Origin of the sequence: Rhizobium sp. R635 (genome assembly GCF_002211285.1) — a bacterium.
GTDB lineage: Bacteria > Pseudomonadota > Alphaproteobacteria > Rhizobiales > Rhizobiaceae > Rhizobium.
In genome coordinates, this window is the sequence record NZ_LOKX01000010.1 from 53800 (window position 1) to 69072 (window position 15273).

General features: G+C 62.8%; 17 protein-coding genes. 4 read left to right on the forward strand and 13 right to left on the reverse strand.

The window, feature by feature from the left end:
• Window positions 1–16: 16 nt before the first annotated feature.
• The 8 genes from sucC to sdhC all read right to left on the reverse strand — a co-directional run bounded on the left by sucC (window position 17) and on the right by sdhC (window position 7956).
• Window positions 17–1210, reverse strand: a complete 1194-nt coding sequence (gene sucC, locus ATY78_RS09760; RefSeq protein ID WP_088682140.1) for an ADP-forming succinate--CoA ligase subunit beta — start codon at window positions 1208–1210, stop codon at window positions 17–19.
• 35 nt (window positions 1211–1245) lie between these two features.
• Window positions 1246–2208, reverse strand: coding sequence for a malate dehydrogenase (gene mdh / locus ATY78_RS09765; RefSeq protein WP_010034465.1), 963 nt, complete (start codon window positions 2206–2208; stop codon window positions 1246–1248).
• A gap of 174 nt (window positions 2209–2382) precedes the next feature.
• Window positions 2383–3546 (reverse strand): cell division protein ZapE, encoded by a 1164-nt coding sequence (gene zapE, locus ATY78_RS09770; RefSeq protein WP_088682141.1) that lies wholly within the window; start codon window positions 3544–3546, stop codon window positions 2383–2385.
• A gap of 78 nt (window positions 3547–3624) precedes the next feature.
• Window positions 3625–4140: a protease inhibitor Inh/omp19 family protein gene (locus ATY78_RS09775; RefSeq protein WP_088682142.1), complete on the reverse strand. Its 516-nt coding sequence runs from the start codon at window positions 4138–4140 to the stop codon at window positions 3625–3627.
• A gap of 382 nt (window positions 4141–4522) precedes the next feature.
• The gene (locus ATY78_RS09785; RefSeq protein ID WP_088682144.1) at window positions 4523–5302 is read right to left on the reverse strand and encodes a succinate dehydrogenase iron-sulfur subunit; all 780 of its coding nucleotides are present in this window, start codon (window positions 5300–5302) and stop codon (window positions 4523–4525) included.
• 18 nt (window positions 5303–5320) lie between these two features.
• Window positions 5321–7162, reverse strand: coding sequence for a succinate dehydrogenase flavoprotein subunit (gene sdhA / locus ATY78_RS09790; RefSeq protein ID WP_088682145.1), 1842 nt, complete (start codon window positions 7160–7162; stop codon window positions 5321–5323).
• Between the two features lie 7 nt (window positions 7163–7169).
• The gene (sdhD, locus tag ATY78_RS09795) at window positions 7170–7550 is read right to left on the reverse strand and encodes a succinate dehydrogenase, hydrophobic membrane anchor protein (RefSeq protein ID WP_088682146.1); all 381 of its coding nucleotides are present in this window, start codon (window positions 7548–7550) and stop codon (window positions 7170–7172) included.
• A gap of 10 nt (window positions 7551–7560) precedes the next feature.
• On the reverse strand, window positions 7561–7956 hold the full coding sequence (sdhC, locus tag ATY78_RS09800) for a succinate dehydrogenase, cytochrome b556 subunit (RefSeq protein WP_088682147.1): 396 nt from the start codon (window positions 7954–7956) through the stop codon (window positions 7561–7563).
• A 312-nt stretch (window positions 7957–8268) separates the two neighbouring features.
• Here sdhC and ATY78_RS09805 point away from each other — a divergent pair, with 312 nt between their 5' ends.
• Window positions 8269–8763, forward strand: a complete 495-nt coding sequence (locus ATY78_RS09805; protein WP_088682148.1) for a hypothetical protein — start codon at window positions 8269–8271, stop codon at window positions 8761–8763.
• Here ATY78_RS09805 and ATY78_RS09810 read toward each other — a convergent pair.
• Genes ATY78_RS09810 through tsaD form a run of 5 tightly spaced genes read right to left on the reverse strand, consistent with a single transcriptional unit; the run spans window position 8760 to window position 12219 of the window.
• Window positions 8760–9407, reverse strand: a complete 648-nt coding sequence (locus tag ATY78_RS09810; RefSeq protein ID WP_088682149.1) for a methyltransferase — start codon at window positions 9405–9407, stop codon at window positions 8760–8762. The two genes, ATY78_RS09805 and ATY78_RS09810, sit on opposite strands and share 4 nt — an antisense overlap.
• Entirely contained in the window at window positions 9404–9835 is a 432-nt protein-coding gene (locus ATY78_RS09815) for an EVE domain-containing protein (RefSeq protein WP_088682150.1), read from the reverse strand. The genes ATY78_RS09810 and ATY78_RS09815 overlap by 4 nt, the downstream gene beginning before the upstream one ends.
• 2 nt (window positions 9836–9837) lie before the next feature.
• On the reverse strand, window positions 9838–10131 hold the full coding sequence (locus tag ATY78_RS09820; RefSeq protein WP_088682151.1) for a YciI-like protein: 294 nt from the start codon (window positions 10129–10131) through the stop codon (window positions 9838–9840).
• A gap of 10 nt (window positions 10132–10141) precedes the next feature.
• Entirely contained in the window at window positions 10142–11125 is a 984-nt protein-coding gene (locus ATY78_RS09825) for an NAD(P)H-dependent glycerol-3-phosphate dehydrogenase (protein ID WP_088682152.1), read from the reverse strand.
• A complete protein-coding gene (tsaD, locus tag ATY78_RS09830) occupies window positions 11122–12219 on the reverse strand; it encodes a tRNA (adenosine(37)-N6)-threonylcarbamoyltransferase complex transferase subunit TsaD (protein ID WP_088682153.1) in 1098 nt (365 codons plus the stop codon). Before tsaD ends, ATY78_RS09825 begins: the two co-directional genes overlap by 4 nt.
• A 72-nt stretch (window positions 12220–12291) precedes the next feature.
• Between tsaD and hemC the strand changes: the two genes are divergently transcribed.
• The 3 genes from hemC to ATY78_RS09845 all read left to right on the forward strand — a co-directional run bounded on the left by hemC (window position 12292) and on the right by ATY78_RS09845 (window position 15273).
• Complete coding sequence (gene hemC / locus ATY78_RS09835; protein WP_088682154.1) at window positions 12292–13221, forward strand: hydroxymethylbilane synthase; 930 nt, start codon at window positions 12292–12294, stop codon at window positions 13219–13221.
• Window positions 13222–13228: 7 nt separating this feature from the next.
• Window positions 13229–13936, forward strand: coding sequence for a uroporphyrinogen-III synthase (locus tag ATY78_RS09840; RefSeq protein WP_088682155.1), 708 nt, complete (start codon window positions 13229–13231; stop codon window positions 13934–13936).
• A gap of 68 nt (window positions 13937–14004) precedes the next feature.
• Window positions 14005–15273 carry a COG4223 family protein gene (locus tag ATY78_RS09845; RefSeq protein WP_190237428.1) on the forward strand — a complete coding sequence of 423 codons (1269 nt, stop codon included), beginning with the start codon at window positions 14005–14007 and terminating at the stop codon, window positions 15271–15273.

The window sequence follows — 15273 nt, forward strand, 5'->3', positions numbered from 1 at the left end:
TTTCCGATCCTTCAAATTAGCCGTTGATCGCCGCGACGATCTTCTTGGCCGCATCGTCCAAGTCGTCAGCCGCCGTGATCGCGAGACCCGACTCGTTCAGGATCTTCTTGCCGAGCTCGACATTGGTGCCTTCAAGGCGCACGACGAGCGGAACCTTGAGGCCGACTTCCTTGACCGCGGCAATGACGCCCTCGGCGATGACGTCGCACTTCATGATGCCGCCGAAGATGTTGACGAGGATGCCTTCGACCTTGGGGTCTGCGGTGATGATCTTGAAGGCTGCCGCAACCTTCTCCTTGCCGGCGCCGCCGCCGACGTCGCAAAAGTTGGCCGGCTCCTTGCCGTAGAGCTTGATGATGTCCATCGTCGCCATGGCAAGGCCCGCGCCGTTGACCATGCAGCCGATATTGCCGTCGAGCGCGACATAAGCGAGGTCCCACTTCGAGGCCTCGATTTCCTTGGCATCTTCTTCGGTCTCGTCGCGCAGCGCCCTGACGTCGTCGTGACGGAACAGAGCATTGCCGTCGAAGGACATCTTGGCATCGAGGACGCGCAGATGGCCATTCTTCATGACGATCAGCGGGTTGATTTCGAGAAGCGACATGTCCTTCTCGTTGAAGGCCTTGTAGAGCAGCGGGAAGAGCGACTTGGCGTCTTCTGCGGCAGCACCTTCGAGCTCGAGAGCGGCGGAAATCTTGGCGACGTCGGCCGCCGTCACGCCGGTTTCCGGTTCGATGGCGATCGTCTGGATCTTCTCGGGCGTATCGTGGGCGACGGCTTCGATGTCCATGCCGCCTTCGGTCGAGACGACGAAGGCGACCTTGCCGACCGAACGGTCGACCAGGAGTGAGCAATAGAGTTCGCGGGCAATGTCGGCGCCGTCCTCGATGTAGAGGCGGTTGACCTGCTTGCCGGCTTCGCCGGTCTGCGCGGTCACCAGCGTGTTGCCAAGCATTTCCTTGACGTTGGCAACGACATCTTCGATCGACTTGGCGAGACGCACGCCGCCCTTGGCTTCCGGCGACAGTTCCTTGAACTTGCCCTTGCCGCGGCCGCCCGCATGGATCTGGCTCTTGACCACGTAAAGCGGGCCCGGAAGCGACTTGGCGGCAGCCTCGGCTTCTTCAACCTTGAGAATTGCCACACCTTCGGCAACCGGCGCGCCATAGCCCTTCAGCAGAGCCTTGGCCTGATATTCATGAATGTTCATGGGGTCTATCCCTGTTTCGATTACTTGAGCGCCAATTACTTCAGGGCCGGCGCGATGTTGATGCAGGCTTCGCAAAGACCGGCGACGGCGCCGACGGACTTGTCGAAGGCTTCCTTCTCGGTCTTGTTGAGGTCGATCTCGATGACGCGCTCGACGCCGCCGGCGCCGATGACGGTGGGAACGCCGACATACATGTCCTTGACGCCGTACTGGCCGGTCAGATGGGCCGCGCAGGGCAGGACGCGCTTCTTATCCTTGAGGTAGGATTCGGCCATTTCGATCGCCGAGGCAGCCGGCGCATAATAGGCCGAGCCGGTCTTCAGCAGGCCAACGATTTCGGCGCCGCCGTCACGGGTGCGCTGGATGATTTCTTCGAGGCGCTCCTTGGTGACCCAGCCCATGGTGACGAGATCGGTGAGCGGAATGCCGCCGACCGTCGAGTAGCGGGCGAGCGGCACCATTGTGTCGCCGTGACCACCGAGAACGAAGGCCGTCACGTCCTGAACGGAGACGTTGAACTCTTTGGCGAGGAAGAGACGGAAGCGCGAGGAGTCGAGAACGCCGGCCATGCCGACGACCTTGTTCGCGGGAAGGCCCGAAAACTTCTGCAGCGCCCAGACCATGGCGTCGAGCGGGTTGGTGATGCAGATGACGAAGGCGTTGGGGGCATACTTCTTGATGCCGGCGCCGACCTGCTCCATGACCTTGAGGTTGATGCCGAGGAGATCGTCGCGGCTCATGCCCGGCTTGCGCGGAACGCCGGCGGTGACGATGCAGACATCGGCGCCTTCGATTGCGGAATAGTCGCTGGCGCCGGTCAGGTTGGCGTCGAAGCCTTCGACCGGAGAGGACTGTGCGATGTCGAGGCCCTTGCCCTGGGGAATACCGTCGGCGATGTCGAAGAGGACGATGTCGCCCAGCTCCTTCAGGCCGGCGAGATGCGCCAGCGTGCCACCAATCATGCCAGAACCAATGAGTGCGATCTTGTTACGCGCCATTTCGCTGTTTCCTTTGCGATCAAATTCGTCGAACGACGCTGCGAGGCCGCTCAATGACGCAATCGCATAGACCCAAAGCCAAAAAATGGCAATCCATTAATTTTGATGCAGCATTTTCAATCGTTTAGATACTAAAATTCTTACGTAAACGTAAGATATTTTGTCACTGGATCGTCACTCTGCGGCCCGTTTCTCATGGTGCAGCGCAAGATATTCCGCGCTCCGCATCTCGAACAGGCGCGATGCCGTGCGATCGAATTCGAAGCCTTCGGTGCCCCGGCGATTGAGGAGCAGTTCCTCCGGCATCGCCGCCGCCGATATGTAAAGCCGCACGGCATGATCGTAGAACGTATCGACCAGAATGATGAAGCGCTTGATTTGGTTCCGCTTCTCCGGGCCGAGCAAGGGAACGTGATCGAGGAAGACCGTATCGAAGCGTTCGGCGATGGCGAGAAAATCGACTGCTCCGAGCGGCTTGTCGCAAAGGTCTGTGAAGGAGAAGCGCGCCATGCGGTCGGCGGCGAGCGGCACATGGATGGAGCGCCCCTTCATCGGAATGTCGAGCGGCTGCGCCTTGCGGCCGTGCAGCGCCTGCGTCCAGGACGCCTCCATCGCCATGTCGTTATGCTCGTTGATCGGCACGAGATAGACGGGCTGGCTATTCAGCTTCTCCATCCGGTAATCGGTCGGCGAATCCAGCGTGACGACATCGACATGCTGCTTGAGCAGAGCGACGAAGGGCAGGAAGAGCCCGCGGTTAAGACCGTCCCTGTAGAGATTGTCGGGTTCGACGTTCGAGGTCGCGACCAGCACGCATCCCCGCGCAAAGAGTTCGGAGAACAATCGCGACAGGATCATCGCGTCGGCAATGTCGGTGACCGTGAACTCGTCGAAGCAGAGCAGTTCCGCTTCCTCGTAAAGGGCTGTGGCGACCGGCGGCATCGGGTCCGCCTGCTTCGTTTCGCCGTTCTTGAGCTTCAGCCGGTGCGCCGCGATGCGGTTGTGCACGTCCGCCATGAATTCGTGGAAATGCGCCCGCCGCTTCTTCCTGCACGGCGCCATCGCGAAGAACATGTCCATCAGCATGGTCTTGCCGCGTCCGACGCTGCCGTGGATATAGAGCCCCTTGATGCCGCCGGCGGCTTTCTTCTTCGATGCGAACAGCCAGCCGAGCGCGCTCGATTTTGCCGCCGGCCTTTGCTGCTTCAGCCCGGCAAGCACCCGGTCCAGGCTTTTCGCCACATCCATCTGGGCGGAATCGACCTGCAACGCGCCTGCGAGCGTCAGCGATTTAAGCTGTTCGCAAACGCTGAGCGCATAATCTGGCATTGGCTGCATGAGGGCATATCCGCCTGTCAGTCATCGGCGGAAACCCGCCGGATCATTTACCGCCGGTTTGCTTACCCGCCGGTTCGCTTACCGGCTGAGGCTGATCTGCTGGCCCGTGCTGGTCTGTCCCTCGAAGCGGTTGTCGGCCGTCTTGTAGACGCTGCCGATCTGGTTGCCCGAGCGGTCCTTGAGCAACACCTGCTTGCCGGCAACCTCCCAGGAGCCCATCGCCGTCAACTCGCCGACACAGCCGCGCGTGCCGCCGCGCGAACCGCTGCCGAGATTGGTGAGGGTGAGAAACATGTCGCAGCTGCCGTTGACTCGCCAGCTTCCGACCATCGATTCCTTGGTGACATCGAGCGCATTCGCGGCCATTGCACCGGGCTGCGCACCCGGCATCGGCGACGTCGCCGTCGGCGCGGCCGGAAACTGCGAGCTGCCGGTCGGCGGCGGAAGCTGCCCACCCTGCACGGAGGGAACGGGCTGCGCCGTCAACGGCGCCGGCCCGGCGTTCGAGTTGGAGCTGTAATCATATGCCGTACGCTGACAACCGGCTAGCGCGAGAGCCACCACCAGACCTGTCATCGCATATCGCAACTGCATCATCATACTCCTGAATTCGGCTATCGCCGCGAAGAAACGGGCGTGAGACAAGTCCGATTATCGTAATTCGCTTTGGTTAATCAAGTCGGGCGGCATAAATTGCCCGTGACAACAACTAACCGAAAAACGATACAGTTCAACTGTCTCGCTGCAAAACTTCCTGCACATAGAATTTGTCAGCAAGGTGTTGCGCGCATTCATCTCTGCCGGGATCCCAGTCAAAGTCTCGTATCATCTTGGAATAGTATGTGACCGACTTCGCAGGAAGGATTGCAGCCGCTCGATGCGAATGCCGGCCCGCGGACCGAGGCGAGCCGCGACCTGATCTCTCTGACGGCTTCCGGATCGAAGCCGTCTATTCCGCCCTCGCCGTGCACCCGGATCAAACCCGGCGCTCGACCATCATCTTCTTGATTTCGGCGATCGCCTTGGCAGGGTTGAGGCCCTTGGGGCAGGTCTGCGCGCAGTTCATGATCGTGTGGCAGCGGTAGAGACGGAACGGATCTTCGAGATTGTCGAGACGCTCGCCGGTCGCTTCGTCTCTGGAATCGATCAGCCAGCGATAGGCCTGCAGCAGGACGGCCGGGCCGAGATAGCGGTCGCCGTTCCACCAGTAGCTCGGACAGGAGGTCGAGCAGCAGGCGCAGAGGATGCATTCATAGAGGCCGTCGAGCTTCTGACGATCCTCGTGGCTCTGCTTCCATTCCTTGGCCGGCGCCGGCGATACCGTCTTCAGCCAGGGCTCGATCGAGCGGTGCTGGGCGTAGAAATTGGTGAGATCGGGAACCAGATCCTTGACGACGGGCAGATGCGGCAGCGGATAGATCTTCACCGAGCCCTTGATATCGTCCATCCCCTTGGTGCAGGCCAGCGTGTTCGTGCCGTCGATGTTCATCGCGCAGGAACCGCAAATGCCCTCGCGACAGGAGCGGCGCAAGGTCAGCGTCGGGTCGATCTTGTTCTTGATGTAGAGCAGACCGTCGAGCACCATCGGGCCGCAATCGTCGACATCGATGTAGAAAGTGTCGATCGACGGGTTCTGCCCGTCGTCCGGGCTCCAGCGGTAGACGCGGAACTCGCGGGTGTTCGTCGCACCCGCCGGCTTCGGCCAGACCTTGCCTTCGCGCATCTGAGAATTCTTGGGGAGAGCGAGTTCAACCATATCCGGTTCCTCTTGAAATCAGTACACGCGAGCTTTCGGCTCGATCTTGTGCGGATCGATGCCTTCGGCGATGAGCTCGGTGTGAACAGGGCGATAGTCGAGCTTGACGTCGCCCGCCTCGTTCACCCAGGCAAGCGTGTGCTTGCGCCAGTTGACGTCGTCGCGGCCGGCGAATGCGCCCTCGGTATAATCCTCGCGGGCATGCGAGCCGCGGCTCTCCTTGCGGGCCTCGGCGCCGTAGATCGTCGTGATGGCGTTTGCCATCAGGTTTTGCAGCTCGAGCGTTTCCACGAGATCGGAGTTCCAGACCATCGAACGGTCGGTGACCTTGATGTCCTTCATTTCACCCCAGATCGCCGAAATACGCCGGCAACCGGATTCCAGCGATTCCTGCGTGCGGAAGACCGCCGCGTCTTCCTGCATGGCGCGCTGCATCTTTTCGCGCAGGTCGGCCGTCGGCGTGCCGCCGCTGGCATGGCGCAGGCCGTCGAAGCGGTCCATGATCTTGTCGCAGGCCGCAACGTTGAGGTGCGGGACCGGCGCTGCGCGGTCGATGACCTCGCCGGCGCGGATCGCAGCGGCGCGGCCGAAGACCACGAGGTCGATCAGCGAGTTGGAGCCGAGACGGTTGGCGCCGTGCACCGAGGCGCAGCCTGCTTCACCCACGGCCATCAGGCCGGGGATGATCCGTTCCGGATTGGCGCTGTCGGCGTTCAGCACTTCGCCCCAGTAATTGGTCGGAATGCCGCCCATATTGTAGTGAACGGTCGGCAGGACCGGGATCGGCTCGCGCGTGACGTCGACGCCGGCGAAGATCTTGGCGCTCTCGGAAATCCCCGGCAGGCGTTCATGCAGAACGGCCGGATCGAGATGGTCGAGGTGCAGGAAGATGTGATCCTTGTTCTTGCCGACGCCGCGGCCTTCACGGATCTCGAGCGTCATGCAGCGCGAGACGACGTCACGCGAGGCAAGGTCCTTGGCCGACGGCGCGTAGCGCTCCATGAAACGCTCGCCTTCGGAATTGACGAGGTAGCCGCCTTCGCCGCGCGCGCCTTCGGTGATCAGACAGCCAGAACCGTAGATGCCGGTCGGGTGGAACTGCACGAATTCCATGTCCTGCAGCGGCAGGCCGGCGCGCGCCACCATGCCGCCACCGTCGCCGGTGCAGGTATGGGCCGAGGTCGCCGAGAAATAAGCGCGGCCGTAGCCGCCGGTCGCCAGCACCACCATCTTGGCGGCGAAACGATGGATCGTGCCGTCATCCAGGCACCAGGCGACGACGCCGGTGCAGCGGCTGCCGTCTTCCGACATGATCAGGTCGAGCGCGAAATATTCGATGAAGAATTCGGCGTTGTGGCGCAGCGACTGGCCGTAGAGCGTGTGCAGGATGGCGTGGCCGGTACGGTCGGCGACGGCGCAGGTGCGCTGCACCGGCGGGCCTTCGCCGTAGTTCTGCATGTGGCCGCCGAACGGGCGCTGGTAGATCTTGCCTTCCTCGTTGCGCGAGAACGGCACGCCATAATGTTCGAGCTCATAGACCGCCTTCGGCGCTTCCATGGTGAGATACTGCATGGCGTCGACGTCGCCGAGCCAGTCGGAACCCTTGACAGTGTCGTAGAGGTGCCATTGCCAGCTGTCCGGCGTCATGTTGCGCAGCGAGGCGGCGATGCCGCCCTGGGCCGCGACGGTGTGTGAGCGGGTCGGGAATACCTTGGTGATGCAGGCGGTGCGGAAACCCTGCTCGGCCATGCCGAGCGTGGCGCGCAGGCCCGCGCCGCCGGCGCCGACGACGATCACGTCATAGGAGTGATCGACATATTTGTAGGCCTTGCCATTCTGGGCGGGTGAGGTCGGTGCCATGACGAGCTTATCCTACGAATGCGATTTTCAGAATGGCGAAGAGACAGAGGCCGGCGATCAGGATCGCGAAGAACGTGTTCAGCATCAGCAGAGCGACCTTGCCGAACTCGCCGTGCACGTAATCCTCGATGATGACCTGCATTCCGAGCTTCATATGAATGACGCCTGAGATCACCATCAGCCCCATGACGACGGCGACGAAGGGGTTCGACAGCGCGCGAACCACATCCGCATAGGGCGCGCCCGCATAGGCGATCATGAAGATGACGAAGAAGAGGATGAGCGGGATGTTGGCGACGGCCGTCAGCCGCTGGCGCCAGAAATGGTCCGTGCCGTCCTTGGCGGAGCCGAGCCCGCGAACCTTGCCGAGGGGGGTGCGCATATCCATGAGAGGGCCTTCAGAAGCGAATGAGGAAGCCGATCACCCAGACCAGAACGGTCAGACAGAGCGACCCGATGACGTTGGCGATGGCAAGCTTGGTCGAAAATTCCTTCTCGAAACCGTAGCCGAGGTCCCACATGAGATGGCGGAAGCCGCCGAGCATGTGGTGCAGCAATGCCCAAGTATAACCGAGCAGCACGAGCTTGCCGATCAGGCTGCCGAGCACCCAGTTGGCCCAGTCGTAGGAGCCCTGGCCGCTTGCCGCCGCGATCAGCCACCAGGCGACGAGCAGCGTGCCGACATAGAGCGCACCACCGGTAATGCGGTGGACGATGGACATGACCATGGTGGGAATAGGTTTATAAATTTGTAAATGCGGCGACAGGGGCCGGTTATTTGTCACGTTCGCCATCAGAACCTCGCGGCGGCTTCTCTGCGCTCCCGGATTCCGGAGCATGCTCAGTCAACCACACGAATGACAAAATTCTCTGTGTGCGTTGCATCAATTGCGACGTTTACTCACCGAAAAGCCAGACGACAAGCACAATCGCTGTCTGCATTTAATTTAATCGATTCGGGTTACCGCGAAGTTTGCGGCTCATCCAAACTAGCCTTTTGTACTCAATATTTATGCCGCTCTTTCCTGGCGAATGGACAAGCTGCCGTTTTTGGCGCAATCTGGCGTTAACGATTTGTTAACGATTGGAATTCCGGAGCCGGCGCCATGTCTCGCAGTCTGACCGCAGTCGCCTTGCTTGCACTTGCAGCACTTGCCGCGCTTCCCGCCGCAGCGGGAGAACGCCGTCATGATGATCGCGTTGCCGGCCATCGTCACGCGCTCCACCGCGGGCTGCTTCTCGGCGAACGTGTGAGCTGGCGCGATCGCGGCATCCGTTTCGACCATGCTTACGGCCGCCGGGCCGGCAGGAACAGGATGCCGATGCTGACGCGGTTTTCGTCGGGGGCAACAAACCGCGTGGCCCGCGGCAATCTCGTCATCCTCGCGCCCCAGGCGCCGGTTTGGGACCAGGGCGGCACCTATTCCGGCTCCTCCTACGTCTATCAGGTCGATGGCGGAACCTATGTCGGCGGCAATGGCTATGGCTTCTATCCGGCGCCACGGCCCGAGCCGATGGCACCTAAGGCGAAGGTCATCGACGTCGCCGTCCAGGGCGATCCTTGCGCCTACGAGGCTAATGTCTGCGTCATCAGACCTTAGGAACCAAAGCGCCAGACCGTCGTCTTCTTGATCTCGCTGTCTTCCAGCGCCCGCGTCACCGGCACCTGATAGGCCGCGCAGAATTCCAGCCGCTCCCGAGGCAGGTAGCTTCGCCCCGGATCCCCGACCAGAACCAGTTTGCCCTCCGCGGCCAGCCGCGTGAACCAGGGAATGAGCGCGTCGGCGAAAGCACGGTCATAAAAGACATCGCCCGCAAGCACGATATCCGCATCGACGGCCTGTCCGACCAGATCCGCGCCGGTAAATTCCAGCGAAACCCTGTTGATCCCGGCATTCAGCCGGATCGCCGTCTCCGCCCAGGGATCGATATCGACCGCCGTGACCTCGCGGGCGCCTGCCAAGACGGCCGCGATACCGACGAGGCCGGAACCGCTGGCAAAATCCAAGACGCGCTGGCCGCGCACCGTTTCCGGATGATCGAGGATGTAGCGCGCCAGTCCCTGCCCGCCCGCCCAGGCGAAAGCCCAGAAGGGCGGCGGCAGGCCGATCGCTTCCAGTTCCTCTTCCGTCTTCAGCCAGAGTTCATGCGCTTCGCTCGCCAGATGGAGCGAAATCTCCGGCACATGCGGCGGCGCCATCAGGCTGGTATTAGCACGGATGAAGGCTTCGGGATCGGTTTTCAACGCGGCGGATTGTCCAGCCCGCCCATACGGCAGACTTCGAGATATTCCTCTTCTGTCACCGGCTGCACCGAAAGCCGCATCGAGGTGACGAGCGACATCTTGGCAAGCGTCTCGCTCGCCTTGACGTCCTTCAGCGTCACCGGCTTCGGCATGTCCATGACGGCGCGGATATCGACGCAATCCCACTTCGGGTCGCCCTTGGCGGTGGAGTCCGGATGCGACAAGGTGCAGACTTCGACGATGCCGACGATCTCCAGCCCGTCATTGGAGTGGTAGAAGAAACCCTTGTCGCCGATCTGCATCGCCCGCATGTTGTTGCGCGCGAGATAATTGCGCACGCCGGTCCATTCCGTGCCCTTTTCGCCGGCGGCCTTCTGCTGCTCCCAGGACCAGGAGGCGGGCTCGGATTTATAAAGCCAGTGCGCCATGCTTACGCCTCCGGCTTGTTGAAGACCCAGTTGTAGGCCTTGATCTCGACGCTTTCGAACAGCCCGGCCTGAGCATAGGGGTCGGCATCGGCGAGCGCCTTTGCCTCTTGCGCGGTCTCCGCCTTGACGATGACGAGGCTGCCGCAAGCCTTGCCCTCGTCGTCGAGGAAGGGGCCGGCGATGGCGAGCTTACCCTCGGCATTGAGCTTGTTGAGATAATCGAGATGCGTCGGCCGCGTCTCCATGCGCACGTTCAGATGTCCCGGCTTGTCTTTGCAGAGAAGGGCGAAAAGCAAGTCTGTTCTCCTATTCGGTGGTGATTGGACGCGTCATCAGCTGCTCAATGGCATCCGATATATCGAGACTACCGTCGATGATGGCGGAAACGGCGTCGGTGATCGGCATGCTGATCGCAAGCTCCGCCGCAAGCCGCGAGGCAACGGAGGCGGCGAGCGCGCCTTCCACCAGCGAGCCCTGTAGAGCATCGGCTTTTTCGCCGCGCCCGAGCGCAATGCCGAAACGCAGGTTGCGCGACTGATGGCTCGTTCCCGTCAGCACCAGATCGCCGAGACCGGAAAGCCCGCGCACCGTATCCGCCTTCCCGCCCTTGGCGACGACGAAACGTGACATCTCCGCAAGTCCGCGCGCAATCAGCGCCGCACGCGCGGAGTCGCCGATACCGCCGCCTTCGACGATGCCGCAGGCGATCGCCAGCACATTCTTGAGCGCGCCGCCAAGCTGGACGCCGATGCGGTCGTCGGAGGCATAAAGCCGGAAGGTCCGGCCTGATATCGCCTGGGCTAGCCGCTCCGCCGTCTCCGTATCCGCCGCCGCGAGCGCCATCGCCGTCGGCAGCCCCTTGGCGATATCGGCGGCAAAACCCGGGCCGGACAGCACGGCGATAGGATGGTCCGGCAGTTCCCGTTCGAGCATGTCGGTCAAGAGATTGCCCGTTGCCCGCTCGATGCCCTTGGCGCAGGTAACGACGATCGCATCCTTCGCAAGATAAGGGCCGTACTGTCGCGCCGCATCGGCTTGCGCCTGCGACGGCATCGCAAAAAGCACGATCGAGGCGCCGCTGATCACATCCGCCTCGGCGGAAAATTCAAGCGACTCCGGCAGCGGGATGCCGGGCAGCACCGCGTCATGCAGCCGTTCGTTCTTCAGATCCGCAATCAGCGCCGGATCGCGCCCGACGAGCGTCACAGCACTTCGCCCGGCAAGGGCGATGACGGCGGCGAGCGCCGTTCCGAAAGCCCCCGATCCGACGACGGCGATCTTTTCGCTCATGCCTTGGCCCCTCTTTTTCCGAAACCGATCAGCGTCTCCGCCTTGGAATCGAGCGGCCAGCGCGAACGCGGCTGGACGTCGAGCGCATCGGGCTGAACACCCGTCGCCATGCGCTCCAATCCCGCCCAGGCGATCATCACGGCATTGTCAGTGCAGAGGCTGAGCGGCGGCGCAATGAAGCGGAAGCCGTTCTTGTCGCAGAGCGCCTGCAGCGTGCCGCGCAGTTCGAGATTGGCGGCGACGCCGCCGGCAACGACGAGCGCCGGTTTCTCGCCGGCGGCAGGAAATTCCGTCTTGAACCGCTGCAGGCCGCGGCCGATACGGTCCTTCAGCGTGCGCGAAATCGCTTTCTGGAACGAGGCACAGATATCCGAGACGTCCTGATCGCTGAGCGGCGCGATCTCCTGTGCGGCCTGCCGCACCGCCGTCTTCAGGCCGGAAAAGGAGAAATCAAGCCGCGCCTCGCCGACGAGCGGGCGCGGAAAATTGAAACGGTCGGGATTGCCGTCCCGCGCCATCCGCTCCACCGCCGGGCCACCGGGATAGGGCAGGCCGAGCAGCTTTGCCGTCTTGTCGAAGGCCTCGCCGAGCGCATCGTCGATCGTCGTGCCCCAGCGTTCATATTGCCCGACGCCGCGCACCAGGATCAGCTGGGTATGGCCGCCCGAGACGAGCAGCATCAGATAGGGAAAGGAAAGTCCGTCCGTCAGCCGCGCCGTCAGCGCATGGCCTTCGAGATGGTTGACCGCATAGAGCGGCTTGCCGGCGGCCCTGGCGATCGCCTTGCCGGTCATCAACCCCACGAGCAGCCCGCCGATCAGCCCCGGCCCCGAAGTGGCGGCGATGGCGTCGACATCGTTGAGCGACACATTGGCGCGCTTCAACGCCTCCTCGATCAATTCGTCCAGCGCTTCGACATGGGCGCGCGCGGCGATCTCCGGCACCACGCCGCCATAGGCGCTATGCTCGTCGAGCTGGGAAAGCACCACGTCGGAGAGTATCTTGGAATGCCCCTCCGCATCGCGCTCGACGACGGCCGCGGCGGTCTCGTCACAGCTCGTTTCGATGCCAAGGATGCGCAGAAAGGGAACCATTGGGCCTGTTCGTTGATTGCGATAGGGCGGAAACCCGTTTACGAGAACTCCGGTAACAACGGATTAGAGCGGATGCAAACAAAACCTTTCCGGATCGGCACGCGAGGCAGCCCGCTGGCGCTTGCCCAGGCGCATGAGGCCCGCGACAGGCTGATGGCCGCGCATAACCTGCCTGAAGAGATGTTCGAAATCGTCGTGCTGACGACGAAGGGCGACCGCATCACCGACCGGTCGCTCGCCGAGATCGGCGGCAAGGGCCTCTTTACCGAGGAGCTCGAACAGAAGCTTGCATCAGGCGAGCTGGATCTTGCCGTGCACTCCACCAAGGACATGCCGACGCACCTGCCGGATGGACTTCATCTCTCCGCCTACCTGCCGCGCGAGGATATCCGCGACGCCGTCGTCGGCCGCACTGCGCCCAAGCTGATCGACCTGCCGCATGGCGCCACCGTCGGCTCCTCTTCGCTCCGCCGCCAGGCGCTGATCCGCCGCATGCGGCCGGATATCAACGTCATCACCTTCCGCGGCCTCGTGGAAACGCGCCTGCGCAAGCTCGAAGAGGGCCAGGTGGACGCGACGCTGCTGGCGCTGGCCGGCCTGAAACGCCTCGGCAAGGTTGACGTAATTACAGATATCCTCGACCCCGACACCTTCCCGCCGGCGCCGGCGCAAGGGGCGATCTGCATCGAAAGCCGCATCGGCGACACTCGGATCGACGATCTGCTGGCGCCGATAAACGATATCACGACCTTCGACACAGTTTCGTGCGAACGCGCCTTCCTCGCCGCTCTCGACGGCTCCTGCCGCACGCCGATCGGTGGTTACGCCGTCTGCGAAGGCGACCTTATCCGCTTCTCCGGCCTCATCATCACGCCCGACGGCCGCAGCCAGCATGCGGTGACGATCGACGGCCACCGCCGTGATGCGGCAGCCCTCGGCACCCGCGCCGGCCAGGACGTGCGAGCAAGAGCCGGCAGCGCCTTTTTCGACGACTGGCACTAGAGCGGCCATGCGCGTGCTCGTCACCCGCCCCGCGCATTCGGCGGCGAGAACCGCACAACGTTTGCGCGATATGGGCCACGAGCCCGTACTGCTGCCGCTGCGCCAGCCGCTGCACGACAGCGCCGTCGCCGCACAGGCGCTTGCAGCCACCAGCGGCGCGATCGCAGTGACCAGCGCCGAAGCCATCCGGGTCGTTTCCGCCCTCGGCGAGGCACTTCGCCCGCATCTTGCCCGCCCGCTTTTCGCGGTCGGGGAGACGACGGCCAGAGAGGCGAAGAGCCTCGGCTTTCAATCCGTTTCCTCATCCTCGGGCAACGGCCGCGATCTCGCCGAGCTCGTCGCGGCGCAGGGAGCGGACGGTTTGCTCTATCTTGCGGGCATACCGCGCGCCGAAACCTTCGAAGCAGGATTGCGTGAACACGGCATCCGCTTTTCCATCACCGAATGTTACCTCATGCAGCCGGTCGCTCCCCATCCCGCCGAGATAGACGCGATTTTCTCAGGGCCTGGCCCCGGCGCCATACTCTTCTATTCCCGCCAGACAGCCGACGATTTCTTTCACGTCGCCGAACTCCGGTCGGCCCTATCGGAACGGGGCGAAATCCGCCTTCTCTGCCTCAGTGAGGCGGTAGCGCAAGCCGTTCCGGAGCCCCTGAAAAAAAGCGTGGCGATTGCGCCGATGCCGGATGAGAAAAGTCTTTTGTCGCTGCTTTGAATGCTTTAGCCGCCCAAATTTGATCTAACCTCTTCCCTTAATTGGCATCACTGTCTAGTTTCGTTGCAATGCAGGATAAAGAGGATCTCATGGTATCGGGAAACCCGCCACGCCATTCCAAGAGCGCCGACGAACCGGTCACGATCGACTTGGATTCACAGGATTTCGCCTCTGCAGCCGATACCGAAAAGCCGGTGGAAAACGAAGCCGGCGAGACCGACAGCACCACCGCCGATGTCGGCACGCCGCCTGAAACGGATGCTGGGCCGCCCGCCGAATATGAAGACGAGCCCGTAGCCGAGGCCCGGCAAGAAGAGCCGGCAGCGTCCGAGCCTGCCTTTACGCCTCCCCCCGAACAGGCCGCGCCAAAAAGCGCCGCTACCTCAGGCCTTATCGCCGCCGGCATCTTCGGCGGCCTCGTCGCCCTGCTCGGCGCAGGCGCCATTCAATATGCCGGTTATCTCCCCGGCTCCTCCTCGCAACAAATGTCCTCGCCCGAGATTGCCGACCTTTCCGGCGAGATCGACGGGCTGAAACAAACCGTTGCCAATCTTGCCGCCAACCCGGCGACCGGCGGCGACAACGCACTGGAAAAGCGCATCGCCGCGCTGGAAGCGGCTAAAAGCGCTCCCGCAGCCGGCGCGCCGGCCGATTCGGCAAATGTCGATGCACTCAACCAGAAGATTGCAGAGCTGAGCGGCCAGGTCGATCAACTGCGCTCCATGCTGGCCCAATCCTCCGACCAGCAGACGAGCAGCGACGCCGACATTGCCAAGCGCCTCGCCGAGGCCGAAAAGAAGCTCAACGAGCCGCGCGAGGATGTCGCCGTCGCCAAGGCGATCGCGGCAGCCGCCCTCAAGGCGGCGATCGATCGCGGCGGCCCCTTCCTTGCGGAGCTCGACACCTTCGCCGGTGTGGCGCCCGACGATCCCGCCGTCGCCGACCTGCGCGGCTTTGCCGAGACCGGCATTCCCTCGCGTGCCGAGCTTATGCGTCAGGTTCCCGACGTTGCGACCGCGATCGTCGAAGCCGTCAACCAGCCGGATCCGAACCAGAGCTGGTCGGACCGGCTGATGGCCAGCGCGAAATCACTGGTGACGGTCCGTCCCGTCGGCAATATCGAAGGCGAGAGCGTCGAAGCCATCGCCGCCCGCATGGAGGACAAGGTGAAGAACGGCGATCTGCCCGGCGCGTCCTCCGAATGGAACAATCTGCCCGCTACCGGCAAGCAGGCATCCGCCGCCTTCAAGCAGTCGCTGGAAGCGCGCATCCGCGTCGAGGAACTGGTCGGCGGGGCGCTGTCGAAGGCTGTCACCGGCACCGGCAAGGAGGGGTGA